Raw genomic sequence first — 19709 nt, 5'->3', positions numbered from 1 at the left:
GGTCGTCGCCGGGCTCGGCCCGCTTGGCGGCGACCACCGAGGCGAGCAGCGCGAACAGCGAGCGCTGCGCGGCGACGGCGGCCTCGGGGGTGGCGGAGCTGGAGACCAGGGTGTCGGAGAGTTCGTGCAGCTCGTCCTGCTGCTTGGGCGGCAGGCCGAGCAGCTCGCCTATCACGTGCATCGGCAGCGGGTAGGCGAAGTGCTCGCGCAGGTCGAAGCCACCCTCCGGCCCGCTCTCCGGCCCGCTCTCCGGCCCGCCCTGAGACCCGCCCGCCAGTTCGGCGATCCGGTCGAGCAGCGCGGTGGCCCGGGCCTCGACGGTGGGCTGCAGTGCGGCGACCCGGCGCGGGGTGAACGCCTGGGTGACCAGGCCGCGCAGCCGGCGGTGGTCCTCGCCGTCGGCGGTGATCATGCCGGGGACGGTGACGAAGGTGATCAGCGGCCAGCCCTCGGGCAGCCGTCCCTCCCGGAACGTCGTCCACAGCTGCGGGTCCTTGCCGACCCGGGGGTCGGCGAGCAGCTCCTGCAGGGTGTCGTGGTGGGTCACTGCCCAGACCACCACCCCGCCAGGGAGCTCCACCAGGACCGCCGGACCGGCTTCCCGGAGGCGGGCGTTCTCCCCGTGCTGGTCGCGTCCGAGGGCGTCGAGCCGGACGGGCCCGGGCCGGCCGCCGCCGTCTCCTCCACCGAGGCCGGGTGCACCGGGCCCGGGTCGCTCGGGTCCAGGTCTTCCGGAGCCGGGTACGGCAGCTGCGGCGGTGTCCATGCGGAGGGCCTCTCGGGGGCTGGCGGGCGGGGCGGGGTGAAGGCGCTGTAGAGCACCGGAAGGCTGACCAGGGCGCGCGACCAGGGCGACGGCCGCCAGGCCAGCTCATGGGCCGGTACGGCCAGTTGGAGGTCCGGCAGGCGGTGCAGCAGGGTCTCGACGGCGGTCTCGACGATGATCCGGGCCGGGTGCTGGGCCGGGCAGACGTGCTTGCCGGCGCCCCAGGCCAGGTGCGCCCGGTTGCTGCCGAGCGCGGCGTGCCCGGCCGCCCCGGGGGCCTGGGCGGCCGGATCGGCGTTGGCCGCGGCCAGGCCGAGCACGAGCATGTCGCCCTGGCTGATGTGCCGGCCGCCGAGCACGGTGTCGGCGGTGGCCCAGCGGCCGGGGAAGTTCTGCGTCGGCGGGTCGCGCCAGAGCACCTCCTCCAGCGCGTCGGCGACGGTCAGCCGCCCGCCGGTGAGGGTGGCCCGGAACCGGCGGTCGGTGAGCAGCAGCCGCAGCGTGTTGCCGGTCCAGCAGATGGTGGTCTCGTTGCCGGCGACCATCATCACCACCAGGTGGTGCACCGCCTCCTCGTCGGACAGCGCGGCCGGGTGGGCCAGCAGCCAGGAGGTCAGGTCGGCGCTGGGCGTGGCCCGGCGGCGCTGCACCAGGTCGACCACGATCGCCTGGAACTCCTGGTTGGCGCGCACCGATTCGGCGCCGCTGTCGGCGATGTGGCTGATCAGCCGGATGAGGTGCGGACCGGCGTCGGCGGGCAGGCCGAGCAACTGGGTGAAGACCAGCAGCGGCAGCCGGCGCGCGTACTGGGTGACCAGGTCGGCGGTGCCGTCCGGACCCCAGCTGTCGATCAGCGCGTTGGCGGAGGACTCGGTGGTCCCGCGCAGCTGACGGTGGTCGATCCGGGCGAGCGTGTCGGCGACGGCGGCGCGCAGCCGCTGGTGCTCGGCGCCGTCCAGGTTGAGCAGGGTGGGCCGCCAGGCGGTCATCGGCTGGAGCCGCGAGTCGGGGGCCAGCCGGCCCTCGGCCGGCACCCGCCAGCGGCGCGAGTCCTTGGAGAACAGCGCCTCGTTGCGGGTGAGTTCGAGCAGCTCGGGATAGCCGAGGACGAGCCAGGCCTCCACCCCGGGCTCCAGCTCGATCGGCGCCACCGGGCCGTACTGGGCGCGCAGCCGGGCGTACAGGCCGTGCGGGTCGTCGGCGACGGCGGCGCCGTACAGCGGGGTGAGCGGCACCCCGACGGGCAGCGTCGCGTGATGGGTCGCGGCCCCGCCCGCGTGGGCCGGGCACCCCGGCGGCGGGACGGCGGCCGTGCCGGCGGGCTCGGGAACGGTCATCTCTGCAGCTCCAGTACGGCGGTGCGGTGCAGGTGGTCGACGAAGTCGATCAGCAGGTCGTACGCCGCCCGCCGGTCCCGTGCGTCGCAGTGCAGGATCGGCGCCCCGGGCAGCAGGTCCAGCGCGGCGCGCAGCTCCTCCTCCGGGTAACTGGGCGCGTCCGGGAAGGTGTTGACCGCGACCGCGAACGGGATCTGCTGCTCCTCCAGCCGCCCGAGCACGTCGAAGCTCTCGTCCGGACGGCGCAGGTCGACCATCGCGATCGCGCCGAGCGCGCCGCGCGACAGGTCGTCCCAGAGCGGCCAGAACCGCTGCTGGCCGGGCGTGCCGAACAGGTACAGCGCGAGCCGCCGGTTGAGCGTGATCCGCCCGAAGTCCAGCGCCACCGTGGTGGTGGTCTTGTCGCCGCGCCCGGTCAGGTCGTCCACCCCGGCGCTGGCGGCCGTCATGGTCTCCTCGGTGCGCAGCGGGGTGATCTCACTGAGCGAGCCGACCAGCGTGGTCTTGCCGACCCCGAACGGGCCGGTGACCAGGATCTTCACCGCGCCCTGGACGGACGGCGGCAGGTACTGGGGCTCGGCGGGCGGGCCGAAGGGCTCGGCGGCGGGCGGCCCGGCGAGCGCGTCAGCGGAGTTGGCGGAGGCCAACGAGCACCTCTTCCAGGAGAGTGGTGGGCAGGCGCTCGGCCTGCGGGACGGGCGGGAGCACCTGGACGGCGCCGAGGTCCCAGAGGTCGCCGACCAGCACCTTGACGACGCCGAGCGGCAGCCCCAGGTGGGCCGCCACCTCGGCGATCGACAGCAGGCTGCGGCAGAGGTCGACGATCCGCTGGTGCTCGCGGTTGAGCAGGGCGTCCTCGGGGAGTTCGGGCCGCTCCGGTAACGCGCTGACCAGGCTCTCGATCGCCAGCTCGGGGCGGGTGGAGCGGCTGCGGCCGCCGGTGATGACGTAGGGGCGGACCGGGCCGCCGCTCACCGGTGGCCCCCTGCCGCGAGGTCGGCGCGCGGCGGGCTGGTGAGATGGGTGCCGATCCGCTCGACGAGGACCTGCATCTGGTAGGCGACCAGGCCGGCGTCGACGGCCTCGCCGGTCACCACGGCCAGGTGGGCGCCGGCGCCGGCGGCGACGATGAAGAGGTAGCCGCCGCCGTACTCGATGATGATCTGCCGGGTGGAGCTGTGGTGACCGCCGAAGCCCTGGGCGACGCCGCGGGCCAGCGACTGCAGGCCGGAGCAGGCGGCGGCGAGGCGCTCGGCGTCCTCGCGGACGATGCCCTCGCTGCGCCCGATCTCCAGGCCGTCGTTGGACACCACGACGGCGTGCTGGACCTCGGGGACGTTGATGATGTCGGCGAGCAGCCAGCCGAGGTCAGGGTTGGTGGTCATGGAACTCTCCGGAACGCTGGGGAAGCTGGGGGGAAGGGGGAAGGGAAGGGTCGTGCGGGGCCGGGGCCGGGGAGTGGCCCGAGGGACGGACCCGGCCCGGGTCCTGGCCGAACGGGTCGCGGGGGCGGGCCCGGTCCTGCGAAGGGGCTTCGGCCTGGGGCCGGTACGCCGTCTGGGCCTGGGAGTTGGCCCGGGCGGCCGAGCGGCCGCTGGCGGTACCGGCCTGGAACATCGACATGAACGCCTGCGCCTGCTGCGCCGAGCGGTACGGCGGAGCCGGCGGCGTGGCGGGGTTGGCCGAGAGCCGGGTGGCGGCTCGGCCGCGCCGGTGGCTCCGGCGGGGCAGCGGCGGCGGGGTGGTGCCGTACGCGGGGGCGTCGGCGGCGGGCGGGCCGCCCGCCGGGTTCGCGGCGGGCGGGGCGAACGCCGGCGACCCGTCGGCGGCATGCGGGTGCACGGGCGGGTGGCCGACGGCCCCCGCCGGGTCGTACGGGGCGGTCGCGCCCTGGCCGGGCCGCGCCGGCGGGGCCCCGTAGCCGGCGCCCCGGGCCGGTCCGGCCGGTGGCGGGCCGGGGCGGCGCGGGCCGCCCCCGAACACCGCGTCCTCGACGCCGAAGCCCGGCACGGTCGGCGGCAGCGGTTCGGTGAGCAGCGCGTTCGGCAGCAGCACCACGACCCGCACCCCGCCGTACGGCGAGGGCGCGGAGCTGAGCGTGACCCGGAACCCGTACTGCTCGGCGAGCCGGCCGACCGCCGCCAGGCCGAGCTGCGGCACCTCGCCGAGCCGGGAGATCTCGACGGTGGAGCCGCCGGCCAGCGCGGCGGAGGCCTTGGCCACGGCCTGCTCGGGCATGCCGACGCCGCCGTCGTCGATCTCGATGACGGCGCCGTTGTGCACGGGCATCAGGGTGACGAACACCTGGGTGCTGGGCGGGGAGTAGCGGGTGGCGTTGTCCAGCAGCTCGGCCACCGCGTGGATCAGCGCCTCGGCGGCGGCGCCGACCACCGCGGTCTCGATCCGGCTGCGGATCATCACCCGCTGGAAGGGCAGGATGCGCGACTGGGCGCCGCGCACGACGTCCTCCAGCGAGACCGGCTCCGGCCAGTGGCGGCCGGCCCGGGCGCCGCAGAGCACGGCCAGGGTCTGGGCCAGGCGCGCCTGTTGGGCGGCGGCGTGGTCGGCCTTGAGCAGGCCCTCCAGCAGGGCCGGGTCGTCGTGGGTGCGCTCCATCTCGTCCAGCAGGGCCTGCTGGTCGTGCGCCATCACGAGGATCCGGCGGGCCACGCTGAGGAAGGCCCGCTGGGTGGAGGCGGTGAGCTCCTGTTCGTGCTGGACGGCGGCCAGTTCGGCGCCGCGCCGGGAGAGTTCGGTGGCGAGCCGCTCCCGCAGGGCGGCGTTCTCGCGCTGCTCCCGGCCGACCCGGCGGCGCTGGGTGGCGGCGACCGCGCGGTAGCGGGCGGCGGCCACGAGGGCGAGGACGGCCAGCACGCCTGTTGCCGCCGCGCACCACTGAGTCATCGTCACGCGGCGAATTCTAGGGTGATGATCCTACGAAGGTGTGAACGGATCTCGCCAAGTGACCGGATATCGTCGATATCCCGTCAAGAGCGCGCCAAACCGCCCTGCTTCGGACGCGATCGGACGGTCCGTGGACCTCCGATCGGCGCCCCACCGGTCCCACTAGTGCACAGTGGACAACCGGTGCAACAGCAGCAGCGCGACATCGTCCGGACGCGAACGCCGTTCGATGACGTTCAGGGTGAGCAGATCGGCCAACCTCTCCAGGGCCGGACCGGGCTCCACCCGCACCGGACCGGCGTTGCGCGCCCACAGCTCCAGCCCGCCGAGCATCCGCTGCACCGACTCGTCGTAGTCCTCCTCGCGGTCCTCCACCAGTCCGTCGGTGTAGACGAGCAGCGTCTCGCCGGGCGCCAGCCGCTCCACCGCCAGCGGGTACGGCCGGTCCGGGGCGACACCCAGCGGCGGGCCGCCGGGCAGCTCCAGCTCCACCGCCTTGGCGTCCTCGGTGACCCTGGCCGGGGCCGGGTGACCGGCGCGGGCGGCCCGCAGCGTGCCGTCGGCCGGGTCGAGGGTCAGATAGAGGCAGGTGGCGAACAGCTCGGTGTCCAGCTCGGCGAGCAGCCGGCTGGTCCGGGCCAGCGTGGCCGCCGGATCGTGCCCGTCGGTGGCGTACGCGCGCAGCCCGCTGCGCAGCTGGCCCATCACCGCCGTGGCCTCGGCGTTGTGGCCCTGGACGTCGCCGATCACCAGGCCGATCCGGCCGTCCGGCAGCCGCAGCAGGTCGTACCAGTCGCCGCCGATCTGCATGCCCTCGGTGCTCGGCAGGTAGCGGGCGGCGGTGGCGATCCCGGGCAGCCGGGGCAGACTGCGCGGCAGCATCGCGCGCTGCAGCTCGGTGGCCCGGTGGTGGTGGGTGTCGTAGAGGCGGGCCCGTTCCAGGGACTGCGCGAGGATGCCCGCGAAGGCGGAGTAGAGGGTGCGGTCCTCGCGGCTGAAGATCCGCTCGGTGGCGAAGGTGATCAGGCAGGAGCCGACCTGCCGGCCGGAGGCGACCAGCGGCAGCACCGCCCACGCGGCCGGGGCGAGCGGGCCGCAGCCCCCGGTGTCCGGCTCCCGCGGCCGTTCGCGCTCCGGGGCCCGGACGCGTCCCCGTCCGCGCCGGGCCGGCTCGCTGAACAGCGGGGTCGAGCGGGCCAGCGCGCGCTGCATCACGCCCTCCGACAGGTCGGCCAGCCGGGTCAGCTCGGTGCGCCGGGGGCCGCCGTAGACGGTGTGCGCGACGGGCAGCAGCCGGCCCTCGTCGACCAGGTCCAGCACGATGCTGGCCGCGCCGAAGGCGGGGCGGGCGACGTCGGTCACGGCCGTGGTGACGTCCCGGACGGTGATCGCCCGGGACAGCGTCCGGGTGAGCGCCAGCAGCAGCGCCGAACGGGCCCCGGCGGCGGACGTCCCCTCGGCGGCCCCGTCGGCGTTCCCGGCGTTCCCGGTGCTCCCGTCCGACCGCCTCCGGCGTCCGGTGCGGCGTTCGTCGGGGGCGCGGCCGTGGTCGAGGTCGGCGATCAGCCCGGAGATCCGGACCGGACGGCGGTGCACGTCCAGCATGACCTCGCCGGTCTCCTCGATCCGGATCACCCCGCCGCCCAGGCGCGGCACCCGGTAGCGGATCCGGTACGGGCCGCCGGTGGAGAGCGCCTCGGCGAGCGCGGCCTGGACGTCCGGCAGGTCCTCGGGGTGGACGACGAGGTCGAGGTCGGGCGCGGGGGCGGGGCCGCCGTCCGCCGGTGCGGGCCGGCCGACCAGCCGCAGCGCCTGGGCGTCCCAGTGGGTCTCGCCGGTGACCAGATCGCGCTCGAAGGCGCCGTGCCCGGCGGCGCGCACGGCGAGCGAGAGCAGCGGGTGGGCCGTCCCGGCGGCCGGGTCGCCGCCCGGGCCGGGGCCGGGGCGCACCCCGTTCGCCGCGCCGCCGGTGCGCGGCGAACGGGGTGCGCCGGCGTGCTCCAGCAGGTGGGCCAGCCGGTGCGCGCAGGCGTCCGCGAGGGTCTCCAGCACGTCCAGGTCGCGCCGCGGGACGATCCCCCGGTGGGCGAGCGCGAGGACGAGCACGCCGATCGGCCGCTCGTCGACGACCATCGGCAGGGCGACGATGGCGACCATCCCGGTGCCCATGCCGGCGTTGCGGTTGGGGTAGTCGACGCTGGTGCGCTCGGGGCTCAGCAGATAGGGGCGGCGCAGCTTCAGCGCCATCGCGGCGGGCAGCTCACTGGCCGGGTCGACCACGCTGTAGCGCTCGTGGGCCCAGTCGGGCAGGCCGTGGGAGGCGGTGAGCCGGAGCATGCCGCCGGGGTCCAGCAGGTAGAGCGCCGAGCCCTCGCCGGTGATCCAGCCGGGGCCCTCGGCGAGCACGGTGCCGAGCAGTTCGGCGGCGCTGGTGCAGCCGAGCAGTAATCGGACGCAGCGCATGGCACTGCGCGCGGTGGGGCTGCTGCGCGGGTCCACGGGACGGCCGGCCTCTCCGGTTCCTTATGGGGCAGTTAATTCTTAATACCTTATTTCTTAAGCGAGTGAGGCGTGGGGTGAACGGCGCTCTCCGTGGTGCCCGATCGGCGGGTGTACGGCAAGCGGACAGCCGTGTACGGGCAGCGGGGCGGCCGGGGTACGGGCACCCCCTCCGGGTCCGGTACCCTTCTCCGTACGACGTGCCGCCGTGCAGGCGGGTCGGACGGTACGGGGCTATAGCTCAGACGGTTAGAGCGCTTCCCTGATAAGGAAGAGGCCACAGGTTCAAGTCCTGTTAGCCCCACACCACCCCGAAGGGCCCGGAGCGATCCCGCTCCGGGCCCTTCGGCGTTCCCCGGCCCCCCGGCCGGCGCCGCTCAGGGGCGGGGCCAGCCGCGCAGGCCGGCGGTCAGCACGGTGATCATGCGCTCCTGGGTCTCCCCGAGGTCCTCGGCGAGCTGGAAGGCGCCGCCGGTCGACAGCGCGGCGAAGCCGTGGGCCAGCGAGCGGAAGGTGCGGGCGGCGTGGATCGCCTCGGAGCCCTCCAGCCCGTACTCGCGCAGCACCGCGACGATCACCCCGACCAGCCGGCCCGCCGCCGTGACCAGGTCCGCGTCCGGCTGCGGCGCCTGCGGCAGGGCGGCGTAGCGGTGCGGGCGCTCGGTGGCGTACGCGTGGTACGACCGCAGGACGGCGGCGACCGCGGCGTCCCCGCTGCGGCCGAGCGCGGCATCGGCGAGCCGGTCGGCCAGTTCCTCGGTCACCCGGACGGCCACCAGCCGGCGCAGTTCGGCCAGGCCGCCGCTGACGTGCTTGTACAGCGAGGGGGTGGCGACCCCGGCGCGGGCGGCCACGGCGGCCAGGGTGAGGGCCTCGGGGCCCTGCTCGTCGATGAGGGCGAGGGCGTGGCCGACGACCTGCTCGGGGGTCAGTCCGACTCGGGGCACAGCGGTTCTCCTAGCGGGGGGGGGAGGGGCGGGACGGCCGGTGGTGCTCAGGCCAGGTCGGCGAGGAAGGGCAGCAGGGCGTCGGCGGTCGCCCGCGGGTGGTCGGCCATCGGGTAGTGGCCCGCGCCCTCGATCATCACCTTGCGCGCGTTCAGCGCGGCGGCCTGCCGGTCGGCGACCAGCTCCGGCTTCGAGAAGTCGGGGTCCTCGGCGCCCATCACCACCAGCGCCGGGCAGCGCACGGCGGCGGTCCAGCCGGTCGGCGCCGAGTCGCCGCGCACATAGCCGCGGGTGGCGGTCCGGCGGCCCGGGGTGCGCATCGCGGCGACCAGCCCGGCCACGTACTCCTCGTGGTCGGCCGGCTTGGGGCCCGGGTAGGCGGCCTTGCGGTGGTAGAGGCCCCAGAACGCGGGCGAGCGCACCAGCAGCGCGCCCATCGCGCCGACCACCAGACGCTGCAGCGCGCCCGGCGGCACGTTCTCGACGAAGGCGTCGATCAGGACGATGCCGGCGACCCGCTCGGGGGCGTCCCCGGCGGCCTTGACGACGCTGGCGCCGGTGTAGGAGTTGCCCGCCAGCACCGCCCGGTCGATGCCCAGGTGGTCCAGCAGGGCGAGGACGTCACCGGCGATCGCGGCGGGGGAGTAGTCGTCCCACAGGATCGAGGACTCGCCGAAGCCGCGCAGGTCCATGGTGATCACCCGGCGGCCGGCGGCGGCCAGCAGCGGGCGCAGGTGGCGGTAGGCGGCCCGGCTGTCGAGCATCCCGGGGAGCAGGACGACCGGAGCGCCCTCGCCGCGCTTGGTGTCGTCGAAGGCGATCCGGCCGCCGGGCAGGTCGAGGTGGCGGGTGACGGGGGCGAGGGTGCCGTTCATGGGGAGCCTCCTGGGGCGGGATCGTCGGCGACGTGCCGATAGCCATAAAGCTAAGGCTAATAGCCTTAGCCGTCAAGCTATCGACCGTTTTCCGTGCGACCGGTCCCGCCGGCGGGACCGGTCAGACGCCTTCCACCTTGAACGGGTCGTGCTCGGTCAGCAGCTTGTCCAGCCGCGCCTGGTCGACCCGGGTCACCAGCTCGGAGGTCTCCTGCCGGTCCCGGACCACCTTGGAGAGGGTGAACGTCGAGGTGATCGTGTAGAGCAGGCCGAGGGCGAGGAACGCCCGGGTCCACGGCTCCACCGGGAGGAAGGCGATCCCGACGCCGAGGGCGGTGCCGGAGAGGGTGAAGGACAGCACGGCCTGGATGTAGTACGCAGGCGTGGTGCGGGACTGCATCGGTGCGCTCATGGCGTCAGGATGGCCGCGCGGCGCCCGGCCGCACATGAGTAGGCGTACTCAAGTGAGGGGCCGTTCGTTGACGTCCTGACACGTTCGGTAGTGTCAGTTGTCATCAAACGTCCCAAATCGCCCACCGGACCGCGTGGTGTCCGGTCCGTATCGGTCGTCACCAACGGATGGCTTGGAATCGGGGGCCTCTCGGATTAACGTTTGATAACGCAGCGCGGTCGCAACGCCGTACCCAGACGGCACCGTGCGCCGTCGCCTAATCCCGCCGGCCGGCCTTCGGGCAGGCCAGGGAGCCGGGGAACCACGTTCCTTGGGGTGAATCGGCCAGGCTCAGGCCCGGCCGTAGGAGACCTTCCTGCTCCGAACCCGTCAGCTAACCCGGTAGGCGCGAAGGAAGGAAAGGAGCGCGCCTCCGTGGCGTCGACGCATACCCCGGCACACCCGTCCGGTTCCTCGGCCGGTACCCAGCTGCTCGACCACCCCGGCCCGTTCACCGGGCAGGGCCCGTTCGGCGGCCCCGCCGACGAGACCGCTCCGCCGGCCGCCGAGACCAGCCGGCACCGGATGCCCCGGCAGGGCCGCGGCACCGCTCCGCTGCTCGGCGTCACCGCCGTCGCCGCCACCCTGGGCGCCACCGGCTTCGCCTCCGCCACCCCGGCCGCCGCTCCCGCCGTCGAGACGCCCGACGAACTGCCGGTCGCGCTCTCCGCCGACCCCGGCCTCGCGCTCGCCGCCCGCATCCAGCAGCAGGCCGACAGCCAGCGCACCGCGGCCGAGGAGAACGCCCGCGTCCAGGCCGCCCAGGAGGCCGAGGCCAAGCGCGCCGCCCAGGTCGCCCAGCAGGAGGAGGCCAAGCGGGTCGCCGAGGAGGCCGAGAAGGCCAAGCTCGCCGCCATCAAGCTGCCGGTGCGGGACTACAACCTCTCCGCCCACTACGGCCAGAGCGCCCGCTACTGGGCCCACCTGCACACCGGCCTGGACTTCGCCGCCGGCACCGGCACCCCGGTCTACGCGGTCGGCCAGGGCACCATCACCTCGGCCGGCTGGGCCGGCGCCTACGGCTACCGGATCGTCGAGACCCTGCCCGACGGCACCGAGATCTGGTACTGCCACCTCTCCTCGATCATCAAGGGCTCGGGCAAGGTCGTCCCCGGCCAGCAGATCGGCAAGGTCGGCGCGACCGGCAACGTCACCGGCCCGCACCTGCACGTCGAGGTCCGCCCCGGCGGCGGCGCCCCCGTCGACCCGGAGAGCTGGTTCGAGCAGCGCGGCGTCACCCCCTGACGCTGCCCCGGACACCCTGAGCACCCCGCCCCGCCGGACGCGATCCGGCGGGGCGGGGTGCTGTCGGGGATCAGCAGGTGACGGGCGCGGTGACGGTCGCGGTCGTTCCGTAGCCCCAGGTGGTGGTCGTGAGGGTGGCCGTGACGGTGGAGCCGCACGGCGCGGTGGCCGCCAGGTAGCCGAAGCCGCGCCCGCCGGGCGGGAGGATGCCGCTCCCGGTGTCGGTGCCGAGCGAGGCACCGCCGACGACGCCGAGAGTCAGGGTGTACGAGGCGGACTGCGCGGTCCAGTCGGAACGGGTCGGCGAGGTGTAGCCGCCGGCCGTCACGCCGGTGCCGTCGATCGTGACGCAGACCTGGCTCCGGAGTACACCGACGGGGCCGTCGGCACAGGTGGTGGTCGAGGTGGTCGTGGTGCTCGCCGTCGTGCCGGTGGTCTGCGCGGTGGCCTGGGCGGCACCCGCGACACCGAGCGAGGACAGCGCGGTACCGGCCGCCAGGACTGCGACGAAACGCTTCATCAGGGTTTTTCTCCTTCGAAAACGGTGACAGGAGGAGCCGTGGAGCGCGTGTGATATGTCACGCCTCACATGTCGGATGATTCCACCGCACCCGATCCATCACTCCTGACCGGCCCCGAATCCCTTGAGGAGTACCGGAATTGACCTCTCGGTGGCTCGAATCCACGGTCGTGCCCTGCCGTCGCTACTCCGCCTCGGGTCCCTCGTACCCCTCCGGCCCCTCGGGCCCCTCAGGCCCCTCGAATCCCTCGAATCCCTCGGGGTCCTCCGCCGGCTCCAGCCCGGCCAGGTAGGCGTCGATCTCCGCCTGCCCCGGCTCCGGCGCCAGCTCCGGGAACTCCTCCACCAGCAGCCGCGGCAGCCCCGGCACCGTCCACCCGCCGGCCAGCTCCAGCGCGGCCTCGACCGCGGCCTCCTCGAACGCCCCGAAGTCCCCGGCCAGCTCCTGCGGCATCGGCCGGCCCAGCGCCGTCAGCTCCGCCAGGTTCCGGTAGCTGCGCTGCATCAGCCCCTGCTCCAGCAGCCGCCGCGCGCCGTCGGTGGCCATCCCGACCGCCAGCGCCCGGGCCCCGCCGTCCCAGCCCCCGTCGTCCACCGGGTCCAGCAGCCCGTCCGCCTCCAGCGCCGCGAAGGCCGCCGACCGCTCCTGCGGCGTCAGCTCCCGAAACCCCTCCAGCCAGGCCCGCACCGCCGCCTCGTCGCCGGTGTCCACCCCGTCCGCGCGCAGCAGCAGCGTGTACAGCCGGGGCCAGGTCACCAGGTCCGCCCGGCGCAGCAGCCCGGCCGCCACCTCGCCCTGCCACTCGGCCTCGGCGTGCAGCCGCTCCTGCCGCTTGGCGTTCAGCCGCTTCGCCGCCCGCTGGTGGTCGACCAGCAGCCGCACCGCCGCGCCGTACGCCAGCGGGTCCTGTCCCGGCTCCGGCTGGACGTACAGGTACAGCCGCTCGTACAGCAGGTGCTCCACCGCGGCGGAGGTCAGTTCGGGCCAGCCGTCGTGCATCCTGCCCCCGCCCAGCTCCAGCAGCGCCAGCACCGCCCGCAGCGGGGCCTCGGCGACCGGCCGGTGGCCCGTCGCCTCCGCCCAGGCGAGCAGTTCGGCGGCCTTGGTGCGCGGGGCGAGCCGCAGGTCTTCGTCTTCCATAACCACGAACCGTAACCGCTGGTCGGGGGTAGAGTCGGGAGCCATGGTCCCCGTCCGACTCACCGGTCCCCGGCTGGCCGTCCGCGAGTTCCACCACACCCCGGAGGACGTGGACGCGCTGCACGCGGTGTTCGGCGACCCGGAGGCCACCCGCTACCTCCCCTTCGCGCCGTGGGATCCGCAGACCTGCGCCGACCAGGTCGCCCAGTTCGTGGAGGAGGCGGAGAAGGAGCACCGGGACGTCTACCGGCTGGCCGTCACCCGCCTCGCCGACGCCGACGACCCGGCCCGCGCCGTCCCGATCGGCAACGCCGCGCTCGGTCTCGTCCCCCACCGCGCCGCCCACCTCGGCTACGCCCTGCGCCGCGACGTCTGGGGGCTCGGTTACGCGGGCGAGCTGGTCGGCCTGCTGCGGGAGCTCGCCTTCGGTCCGCTCGGCCTGCACCGGCTGGAGGCCCGGGTGGACGTCGACAACGCCGCCTCGATCCGGGTGCTGACCAGGGCGGGCTTCCGGCTGGAGGGCCGGGTCCGGCACGACTACCGCCGCCGGGACGGCTGGCGCGACGCCTACCAGTACGCGCTCCTCGCCGACGACGAGCCGGTGACCGGGGGATAACCCCACCCCCGGTTCGCCGGGGAGCCGGATGTTCCGCCGCGGCGCGCTTTGACAGGCTTGGGGAGTCAGCAGGACAGACCCCACGAGCCCGAACCGCGACCGACCCGAGGGACCGAGAGCCGGCCATGAGCACCCACAGCATGCAGCGCGACGAGTACGACGCGTACGACGGCGGCGACCGCCGCACCGTCGCCCGCCGCATCGAGGAGCCGCCGTACGCCTGGCGGGCCCCGTTCACCTCCTACTTCTACCGCGAGATCGGCTACACGCTGACCGGCCTGCCGTTGGCGGTCGTCGGCTTCGCCGTCGCCGTCGTGCTGTTCTCGCTCGGCCTCGGCACCGTCGTCACCGTGCTCGGCCTGCCGGTGCTGGCCGCGCTGACCGCCACTGCCCGCGGCTTCGGCGGGCTGGAGCGGGCCCGGGTGCGCGGCCTGCTGGCCCTGGACGTGCCCGCCCCGGCGCCGGTCCGCGCCGTCCGGCCGGGCGCCTGGGGCACGATCACCGCCCGCCTCGCGGACGCGGCCGGCTGGAAGGCCGTGCTCCACCAGGTGGTGATGCTGCCGTGGGCGATCCTCAGCATGGCGGTGTCGCTGGTCTTCCTCTGTGTCGGCTGGACGCTCGCGCTCTACCCCGTCTACCACTGGGTGTTCCCGCGCTACGTCGACTGGCCCGGCTACCGGCTCTTCGACTTCACCGGCGACGACGGCGTCCGGCACGAGTACTACATCCAGTCGCCGCTGCAGATCGCCGGAGTCTGCCTGGTCGGCATGCTGTTCGTCTTCCTGACCCCGCAGCTGGTGCGCGGCCTGACCAACGTCAACCGCCTCGCCGCCCGCGGCCTGCTCGGCCGCTGACCTTCCCCGCCCCGCGCCCGACGCCCGCATCCGACGCCCGCATCCGACGCCCGCATCCGGCCCCGCGCCCCGCGCCCCGCCCGGAGGGCTCAGGGTGCGGGCGCCGCCGGCCCGTGGTCGGATGGCGGCGATGGCCGACCGGACCGCCCGCGCCGCGGCCGCGGTCCCGTCAGCACCCCTGGTGACCTCCCGCCCGCTGGACGAGTACCGCGGCCTCTTCGGCCTCACCCGCGCCGGGATCGCCGCCCTGCCGGGCCCGTTGCTGGACTGCCCCGGCGGCGCCGCCGCACTGGCCGCCGAGGCCCGTCCGCTCGGCTGCCGGGTGATCGCCGCCGACCCGGTGTACGCCCGGCCGGCCGACGAGATCACCGCCCGCGCCCTGGCCGCCCGGGCCGCCATGGCCGCCGCGATGGCGGCCCGCCCGGACCTCTACCCGGCCCGCCGGCACCGCCGGCCCGAGCACTACCTGCGCGGCTGGGACCGGGCCCGCCGGCTCTTCGCCGCCGACCGCGCCGCCCACCCCGGCCAGTACGTCGCGGCCGAGCTGCCCCGGCTCCCCTTCGCGGACGGCACCTTCGCCCTCACCCTGAGCGGCTACCTGGTCTTCGCCTACCCCGAGCTGTTCGGACCGGAGCGGCAGCTGGCCGCGCTGCTCGAACTGGTCCGGGTCACCGCCCCCGGCGGCGAGGTCCGGGTCCACCCGCTGTACGACGGCGAAGGGCGCCGCACCGCCGGGATGGACGCCGTCCGCCGTGCGCTCGGCGAGCGCCGGATCGCCAGCGAGATCCGGGTGGTGCCACCCGTCGACCGGGGCGGCCGGGCCCAGCGGGTGCTGGTGCTGCACCGGGTCGCCCCCCATGGGTAATGGCCACTTGATAGGTTCACCCCTATACTGACCGGCCATGACCGAGACGATGATCAAGCCGGCCGAGGCCTCGGACGCCGACCGGCTCACCGCCCTGATCCAGGACTGCTCCGCCTACCGGGGCGCCTACGCTCCGATGATCGCCGGTTACCGGGTGACGCCCGAGTACCTGGCCCGGCACGAGGTCCACCTCGCGGTCCGCGCCGCCGACGACCACCTGCTCGGCTTCTACGCGCTGATCACCGACCCCGCCGAGCTCGACCTCATGTTCGTCGCCGACGACGCACAGGGCCTCGGCATCGGCCGCCGGCTCATCACCCACCTGCTCGACCGCGCCCACGCCCTCGGCGTCGACGGCGCCGTCCGGGTGGTCTCCCACCCGCCCGCCGAGGCCTTCTACCTGCGGATGGGCGCCGAGCGGGTCGGCACCTTCCCGGCCCGGCCGCCGATCGGCTGGGACCGGCCCGAACTCCGCTTCCCGCTGTAGGCCCCGTCAGTCCCGCGGCTCCCCGGCCTGCGCCGCCGGTGCCGTCGCCGGTGCCGTCGCCGCGGCCGGTGCCTGGGCCGGTGCCTGGGCCGGGATCGTTCCGCCCGGTCGGCGCGGCACGAGCCCGGGAGCCTCCAGGCCCGAGAGGATCTTCTCCGCCAGCCAGCTCCGGTCCGAGCCGTACGGGATCCCGTCCGGCGCCATCAGCCGTCCCGCCACCGCGTCCCGCAGCCGCCCGGCCTCCTCGGCCGGCAGCCCGGACATCAGCCCGCGCGCCGCCAGCAGCGCGTGGTACTGCTCGAACCCGGAGCGCGGGTGCTCGATCGCCTCCAGCACGCTCGGCAGGTCGGCGAGCGCCGGATCGCCCTGCATCAGGGCCAGCGCCTGGACCCGCCGTCCCTCCGAGCCGTCCGCGAACAGCTCCCGCACCCGGGACGCCGTCAGTGCCGACCGCCGGGCCGTCGACCGCACCTCGGCCACCACCCGCTCCGGCCCGGTCACCCGGTCCGCCGGCAGCATCGAGCCGGGCAGGTCGTCCGGCTTCCCGGGGCTGGAGCCGACCAGGCCCAGGTGCTGCATCGCCCGCATCCGCAGGTCGTCGGCGCCCACCTTGTCGCCCTTGCGGTCCCGGTCCTGCCCGGCGAGGAAGAGGTCCAGTGCCTGGTCGGCGTCGGAGAGCACCCGCGGCAGCGCCAGCCGGGTCAGCAGCCAGCCCGCCAGGAAGCCGAGCAGCAGGAAGTAGAGGACCAGCGAGGCCGCGAACGGTGCCGTGCCCGCGCCGCCGCCCAGGGCCGGGGCGAGCGCCGTCCCGAGCCGGTCCAAGCGCTCGCCGAGCGAGCCGAGCTGGGTCAGCCCGACGCCCAGCAGCACCTTGGTGAGCCAGTCCGAGACCTGTTCGAGGTTGGTGTTCGGCGCGTACGAGCCGTGCGGTTCACCGGCCCCGGCGGCTCCCGTGCCGCCCGAGCCGCCGCGCACCCGGGGCACCCCGAACAGGAACCCCAGCGCGCCGCCGACCAGGGTCGCCGCGCAGGCCACCACCAGTCCGCCGCCCAGTGCCTGCCAGGGGTGCGGCCGCCCCAGCGAGAACAGCACCAGGCCCACCAGTCCCGAGCCCAGCAGCATCCCGGCCGCCGCCCGCTGTGCCGTTCGCACGACCGCCGGTCCGCCGGTCCGCCGATTCGCCGTCGCCATCGCCCACCACCCCCAGTGCCGCACCCCGCCCCTGCGGAGCGCGCGCCGACTCTAGCGGGGACGCCCCCGATGCCGAGGGCCTGATGCCCCGCGCGGAGCGCGGACACACCCGCACGGAACGGGTGCGGTGGGACTGTTCGGGAACGCAGACGGCCCGCGGGCTGCTCCGCGGCGTCCGTGCCCACGATCAGGGGCATCGGGCGCCGAGGCACCGGGGATGTACCGGTGAGCCCGCGGGCCGGGTGACTGCTTGGGATTTCGCCTGCCGGAGGCCCAGGACCTCGCCCTGCGCAGGCAGGGGCGGCTCTAGCGAGCAGCCACCTCACACATCCTGATGGAACTCAATTCAGGATCACCTCCTTTCAGTGTGCCGCCACCATAGGCAGGCCGCCGGACGGAGGGCAACGGATTTGTCCGGCGTGCTGCCCGGTGCCGGATCAGGCGGCGTGGGCCTGGGACTTGAACTTCGAGTAGTCGATGATCTGGTCGGCCGGCGGGGCCTGGATGGTCAGCGGCTTGTTGATCTCGGTGAAGTCCGCCTGGCCGCCCCCCTTGCCGGTCTTCTCGATCCGCAGCGGGTACGGGGTGCCCTCGGTGGCGACGTGCAGGACCATCTCGTCGCCGCCGCTGTTCTTCGACTTGACGCTGAAGGTCTTCGCGCCGTTGACGGTGCCGGCCGAGCCCTTGGTCAGGTCGGTGGACTTGCCGTCCTCCAGGAAGCTCTTGGTGAGGTCCTTGAGGTTGCAGGCGGTGGTGAGCTCCTTCATGTCGGGGTCGTCCTGGACACCCGCGATGTAGCGGCCCTTGAGCAGCTCGGCGGCCTGGGCGCCCTCGGCGCCGCCCCCGGCGACGTTGCCGATGAACTCGGCGTCGGGCTTCAGGTAGACCTGCTTGCCGTCGCCCAGCAGCTCGAACTTGCCCATCCCGGGCATGGAGATGGAGCCCTTGCACTTCCCCTCGGTGTCGACCGCCAGGTCCACGGTCATCTTCTCGGCGGCGTTGCTGATGGAGCCCACGACCTTGACCGAGGTGGCACCGGCCAGGGCGTCCTTGGCCTTCTTCTGGATCTCCTCGGCACTGAGCTTGGCGGTGTCCAGCTTGGTGGCGGAGGCCTTGTCGTCGCCGCAGGCGGTCGCCCCGGCGGCCAGCAGCAGACAGATCGCGGCGGTGCTGGCAAGGCGCTTCGACAGCATGAGTCTTCCTAACCCGGACATGACGGTACGCGTCCGAACAAGTGATTTTCCCGCTCAGTATGATCGAAAGATCATTTAACTGATCTTGACTCGCCGCGCTGTTACAGCTTCGTGGCAGGACCGTGCCGCGCGCGGGATGCCGGGCATGACGAAGGGCCCGGAGGACGAATCCTCCGGGCCCTTCGGCTACTGAGTAGCGGGGACAGGATTTGAACCTGCGACCTCTGGGTTATGAGCCCAGCGAGCTACCGAGCTGCTCCACCCCGCGTCGGTGAACACAACCATACGGGGAAGTCGCCCGAATGGGAAATCGGTTCCACATCCGTCCCCGCGCACCCCCGCGTACCCCCGCCCACCACGCGGCGCACCGTCCCTCATCGTTCCCGCGCGGTGTGCCGTCCGGCCCGCGTCCGGGCCCAGGCGGCGAAGCAGACCAGCGCCGCGAAGCAGGGCACCATCAGCACCGCGTACACCAGCAGGAAGCCGCGGGTGCCGAGGTCGGCGGCGGCGTTCCAGGTGCCGTGCAGGGCCACCGACAGGACCAGCCCGGTCGGCGCCGCCAGCCGGGCCGGCCAGCGGCGCCCGGTGGTGAGGGTGAGTGCCAGCCCCAGCCCGGTCAGCGCGGTGAACAGCGGGTGGGCGAACGGCGAGAGCAGGCCGCGCAGCACGAAGGTCTGCACCGTGCTGTCGAAGTCCCGCAGGCTCGGCGGCTCGCCGAGGCCGATGCTGTCCAGCCGCTGCTGCTGGTCGTCGGTGAACGCCCGCCCCAGGTAGAGCGCGTTCTCGGTGAAGGCGAAGCCGCAGGCGGTGATCCCGCCGAGCACCACCCCGGCGGCCAGGACGCGCGGCCGGGACCGGGCCCGCCGGTGGCCGGGGCGCGGGCCGGGCAACGGGCCTGGCAGCGGGTGGAGCAGCGGGCGCAGGTAGGGGCGCAGCCGTAGTCGGCCGCGGGCGTGCGGCAGGGCGAGCCGGCGCTCGTACCCGCGCGGGCGCCGGGGGCCGGGCAGCCGGTGCGCCGGGCCCGCGCCGGGCCGTCCGCCCGGGCCCGCACCGGGCCCCGCATCGGGCCGGGCCGCACAGCGCAGCCGGCGGCCGAGCGGCAGCAGCAGGACGAGCAGGGCGGCGCCCTTCGCGCTCTCCTCGATCACCGGGGTGACCACGTCGGCGCCCAGCGCCTGGCCGAGGCTGCCCTGGTGGGCGGTGAGGTAGCTGCTGGTCCAGCTGTTGGCCAGGATGGCCACCGTGGTGGCGGCGCAGGCGCCCCAGCCGAGGCAGAAGACGATGTGCCGCAGCGGTACCCGGGCGGTCTGGTTGAGCCAGGCGAGCCCGCCGAGCACGAAGGGCAGCGGGACCATCGCCAGGCCGAGGCCGACCAGCAGCCCGGCGGTGCCGGTCTGGCGGCGGACCAGGTGGAGGATCAGCACGCCGCAGCCCGCCAGGGCCAGGACGACGGTCGCGGTCACCGAGGAGAACGCGACCGAGCGCAGCGCACGGGCGGCGGCGCCGGCGGGGCGGGCGGGGTCGGCGGTCGCGGGCGGTGCGTCCGGGCCGGCGGGGGCGTCCGCGCGGCGCGGCCGGGACACGAGGGCGGGCACGAGCCGGTGCGCCCGGCGCCTCCGGGGCCCCGGGATGGTCCGGGTGCCGGCGGTGGGCGTGGGCATCTCTCGGTCGTCGGCGGCCCGCACGGTGATCTCGTACCCGCCGCCGGACGGGGTGCTCACGCGCCACAGGGTAGGCCACGCCGCCCGGCGGCCGGGAGGAGTCGGGGCGGGCGCCTTGCTCCGGTCCCGTCCGCCGGCGGCCGCCGGGGCCGGCGCG

Annotated in this window: 19 protein-coding genes, 2 tRNA genes, 1 pseudogene and 1 riboswitch; of the genes and pseudogenes, 6 read left to right on the top strand and 16 right to left on the bottom strand. The window is 74.9% G+C overall.

Annotation, left to right across the window (positions count from 1 at the left end; all coding sequences use genetic code 11):
- The 7 genes and pseudogenes from ACFVUH_RS36240 to ACFVUH_RS36210 all read right to left on the bottom strand — a co-directional run.
- A pseudogene (locus ACFVUH_RS36240) lies at nt 1–547 on the bottom strand (cytochrome P450); the annotation flags it as partial.
- Nucleotides 544–2103, bottom strand: coding sequence for a cytochrome P450 (locus ACFVUH_RS36235; protein WP_387917820.1), 1560 nt, complete (start codon nt 2101–2103; stop codon nt 544–546). The gene ACFVUH_RS36235 and the pseudogene ACFVUH_RS36240, both read right to left, overlap by 4 nt.
- Nucleotides 2100–2669, bottom strand: coding sequence for an ATP/GTP-binding protein (locus ACFVUH_RS36230; RefSeq protein WP_355367110.1), 570 nt, complete (start codon nt 2667–2669; stop codon nt 2100–2102). Before ACFVUH_RS36230 ends, ACFVUH_RS36235 begins: the two co-directional genes overlap by 4 nt.
- A gap of 58 nt (nt 2670–2727) precedes the next feature.
- Nucleotides 2728–3078 (bottom strand): DUF742 domain-containing protein, encoded by a 351-nt coding sequence (locus ACFVUH_RS36225; protein WP_380689216.1) that lies wholly within the window; start codon nt 3076–3078, stop codon nt 2728–2730.
- The gene (locus ACFVUH_RS36220) at nt 3075–3488 is read right to left on the bottom strand and encodes a roadblock/LC7 domain-containing protein (protein ID WP_355366824.1); all 414 of its coding nucleotides are present in this window, start codon (nt 3486–3488) and stop codon (nt 3075–3077) included. Before ACFVUH_RS36220 ends, ACFVUH_RS36225 begins: the two co-directional genes overlap by 4 nt.
- Complete coding sequence (locus tag ACFVUH_RS36215; RefSeq protein WP_387917821.1) at nt 3472–5007, bottom strand: ATP-binding protein; 1536 nt, start codon at nt 5005–5007, stop codon at nt 3472–3474. Before ACFVUH_RS36215 ends, ACFVUH_RS36220 begins: the two co-directional genes overlap by 17 nt.
- A 162-nt stretch (nt 5008–5169) precedes the next feature.
- Nucleotides 5170–7506 (bottom strand): SpoIIE family protein phosphatase, encoded by a 2337-nt coding sequence (locus ACFVUH_RS36210; RefSeq protein ID WP_387917818.1) that lies wholly within the window; start codon nt 7504–7506, stop codon nt 5170–5172.
- A gap of 230 nt (nt 7507–7736) precedes the next feature.
- On the opposite strand from ACFVUH_RS36210, the gene ACFVUH_RS36205 reads away from it, so the two are divergent.
- Nucleotides 7737–7810 (top strand) — tRNA-Ile (locus tag ACFVUH_RS36205).
- A gap of 73 nt (nt 7811–7883) precedes the next feature.
- On the opposite strand, the gene ACFVUH_RS36200 is transcribed toward ACFVUH_RS36205, so the two are convergent.
- The 3 genes from ACFVUH_RS36200 to ACFVUH_RS36190 all read right to left on the bottom strand — a co-directional run bounded on the left by ACFVUH_RS36200 (nt 7884) and on the right by ACFVUH_RS36190 (nt 9740).
- Complete coding sequence (locus ACFVUH_RS36200) at nt 7884–8453, bottom strand: TetR/AcrR family transcriptional regulator (protein WP_387917817.1); 570 nt, start codon at nt 8451–8453, stop codon at nt 7884–7886.
- A 47-nt stretch (nt 8454–8500) separates the two neighbouring features.
- Entirely contained in the window at nt 8501–9328 is an 828-nt protein-coding gene (locus ACFVUH_RS36195) for an alpha/beta fold hydrolase (protein ID WP_387917815.1), read from the bottom strand.
- A gap of 121 nt (nt 9329–9449) precedes the next feature.
- Entirely contained in the window at nt 9450–9740 is a 291-nt protein-coding gene (locus tag ACFVUH_RS36190) for a YiaA/YiaB family inner membrane protein (protein ID WP_387917813.1), read from the bottom strand.
- 243 nt (nt 9741–9983) lie between these two features.
- Nucleotides 9984–10142: riboswitch (cyclic di-AMP (ydaO/yuaA leader) on the top strand.
- Between the two features lie 12 nt (nt 10143–10154).
- Between ACFVUH_RS36190 and ACFVUH_RS36185 the strand changes: the two genes are divergently transcribed.
- A complete protein-coding gene (locus tag ACFVUH_RS36185) occupies nt 10155–11024 on the top strand; it encodes a peptidoglycan DD-metalloendopeptidase family protein (RefSeq protein WP_355366809.1) in 870 nt (289 codons plus the stop codon).
- A 70-nt stretch (nt 11025–11094) separates the two neighbouring features.
- Here the strand turns inward: ACFVUH_RS36185 and ACFVUH_RS36180 are convergent, their stop codons facing one another.
- Nucleotides 11095–11544 (bottom strand): hypothetical protein, encoded by a 450-nt coding sequence (locus ACFVUH_RS36180; RefSeq protein ID WP_387917811.1) that lies wholly within the window; start codon nt 11542–11544, stop codon nt 11095–11097.
- A 184-nt stretch (nt 11545–11728) separates the two neighbouring features.
- Nucleotides 11729–12685, bottom strand: coding sequence for a hypothetical protein (locus ACFVUH_RS36175; RefSeq protein WP_387917810.1), 957 nt, complete (start codon nt 12683–12685; stop codon nt 11729–11731).
- A 43-nt stretch (nt 12686–12728) separates the two neighbouring features.
- On the opposite strand from ACFVUH_RS36175, the gene ACFVUH_RS36170 reads away from it, so the two are divergent.
- The 4 genes from ACFVUH_RS36170 to ACFVUH_RS36155 all read left to right on the top strand — a co-directional run bounded on the left by ACFVUH_RS36170 (nt 12729) and on the right by ACFVUH_RS36155 (nt 15507).
- Nucleotides 12729–13301 (top strand): GNAT family protein, encoded by a 573-nt coding sequence (locus ACFVUH_RS36170; protein ID WP_355366802.1) that lies wholly within the window; start codon nt 12729–12731, stop codon nt 13299–13301.
- A 125-nt stretch (nt 13302–13426) separates the two neighbouring features.
- Nucleotides 13427–14155, top strand: coding sequence for a sensor domain-containing protein (locus ACFVUH_RS36165; protein WP_355366799.1), 729 nt, complete (start codon nt 13427–13429; stop codon nt 14153–14155).
- 130 nt (nt 14156–14285) lie between these two features.
- Complete coding sequence (locus tag ACFVUH_RS36160; protein ID WP_387917808.1) at nt 14286–15020, top strand: hypothetical protein; 735 nt, start codon at nt 14286–14288, stop codon at nt 15018–15020.
- Nucleotides 15021–15057: 37 nt separating this feature from the next.
- Nucleotides 15058–15507: a GNAT family N-acetyltransferase gene (locus ACFVUH_RS36155; RefSeq protein WP_387917806.1), complete on the top strand. Its 450-nt coding sequence runs from the start codon at nt 15058–15060 to the stop codon at nt 15505–15507.
- 6 nt (nt 15508–15513) lie between these two features.
- Here the strand turns inward: ACFVUH_RS36155 and ACFVUH_RS36150 are convergent, their stop codons facing one another.
- The 4 genes from ACFVUH_RS36150 to ACFVUH_RS36135 form a co-directional block, all read right to left on the bottom strand.
- Nucleotides 15514–16659: a hypothetical protein gene (locus tag ACFVUH_RS36150; RefSeq protein WP_387917804.1), complete on the bottom strand. Its 1146-nt coding sequence runs from the start codon at nt 16657–16659 to the stop codon at nt 15514–15516.
- A 476-nt stretch (nt 16660–17135) separates the two neighbouring features.
- Entirely contained in the window at nt 17136–17891 is a 756-nt protein-coding gene (locus ACFVUH_RS36145) for a hypothetical protein (protein WP_355366787.1), read from the bottom strand.
- A gap of 194 nt (nt 17892–18085) precedes the next feature.
- Nucleotides 18086–18159, bottom strand: a tRNA-Met gene (locus ACFVUH_RS36140).
- A gap of 106 nt (nt 18160–18265) precedes the next feature.
- Nucleotides 18266–19612, bottom strand: coding sequence for a PrsW family intramembrane metalloprotease (locus ACFVUH_RS36135; RefSeq protein ID WP_355366785.1), 1347 nt, complete (start codon nt 19610–19612; stop codon nt 18266–18268).
- Nucleotides 19613–19709: the final 97 nt, after the last annotated feature.

The sequence above is a fragment of the Kitasatospora sp. NPDC058032 genome (assembly GCF_042885845.1).
GTDB lineage: Bacteria > Actinomycetota > Actinomycetes > Streptomycetales > Streptomycetaceae > Kitasatospora.
This window is presented reverse-complemented; position numbering and strand designations above follow the sequence as displayed.

What these genes read in the sequence shown, in the direction of transcription:
- ACFVUH_RS36220 (WP_355366824.1), bottom strand. Translation starts at nt 3,488, where the DNA reads ATGACCACCAACCCTGACCTCGGCTGGCTGCTCGCCGACATCATCAAC.
- ACFVUH_RS36155 (WP_387917806.1), top strand. Translation starts at nt 15,058, where the DNA reads ATGACCGAGACGATGATCAAGCCGGCCGAGGCCTCGGACGCCGACCGG.
- ACFVUH_RS36215 (WP_387917821.1), bottom strand. Translation starts at nt 5,007, where the DNA reads ATGACTCAGTGGTGCGCGGCGGCAACAGGCGTGCTGGCCGTCCTCGCC.
- ACFVUH_RS36235 (WP_387917820.1), bottom strand. Translation starts at nt 2,103, where the DNA reads ATGACCGTTCCCGAGCCCGCCGGCACGGCCGCCGTCCCGCCGCCGGGG.
- ACFVUH_RS36170 (WP_355366802.1), top strand. Translation starts at nt 12,729, where the DNA reads ATGGTCCCCGTCCGACTCACCGGTCCCCGGCTGGCCGTCCGCGAGTTC.
- ACFVUH_RS36175 (WP_387917810.1), bottom strand. Translation starts at nt 12,685, where the DNA reads ATGGAAGACGAAGACCTGCGGCTCGCCCCGCGCACCAAGGCCGCCGAA.
- ACFVUH_RS36165 (WP_355366799.1), top strand. Translation starts at nt 13,427, where the DNA reads ATGAGCACCCACAGCATGCAGCGCGACGAGTACGACGCGTACGACGGC.
- ACFVUH_RS36190 (WP_387917813.1), bottom strand. Translation starts at nt 9,740, where the DNA reads ATGAGCGCACCGATGCAGTCCCGCACCACGCCTGCGTACTACATCCAG.
- ACFVUH_RS36195 (WP_387917815.1), bottom strand. Translation starts at nt 9,328, where the DNA reads ATGAACGGCACCCTCGCCCCCGTCACCCGCCACCTCGACCTGCCCGGC.
- ACFVUH_RS36180 (WP_387917811.1), bottom strand. Translation starts at nt 11,544, where the DNA reads ATGAAGCGTTTCGTCGCAGTCCTGGCGGCCGGTACCGCGCTGTCCTCG.
- ACFVUH_RS36145 (WP_355366787.1), bottom strand. Translation starts at nt 17,891, where the DNA reads ATGCTGTCGAAGCGCCTTGCCAGCACCGCCGCGATCTGTCTGCTGCTG.
- ACFVUH_RS36160 (WP_387917808.1), top strand. Translation starts at nt 14,286, where the DNA reads ATGGCCGACCGGACCGCCCGCGCCGCGGCCGCGGTCCCGTCAGCACCC.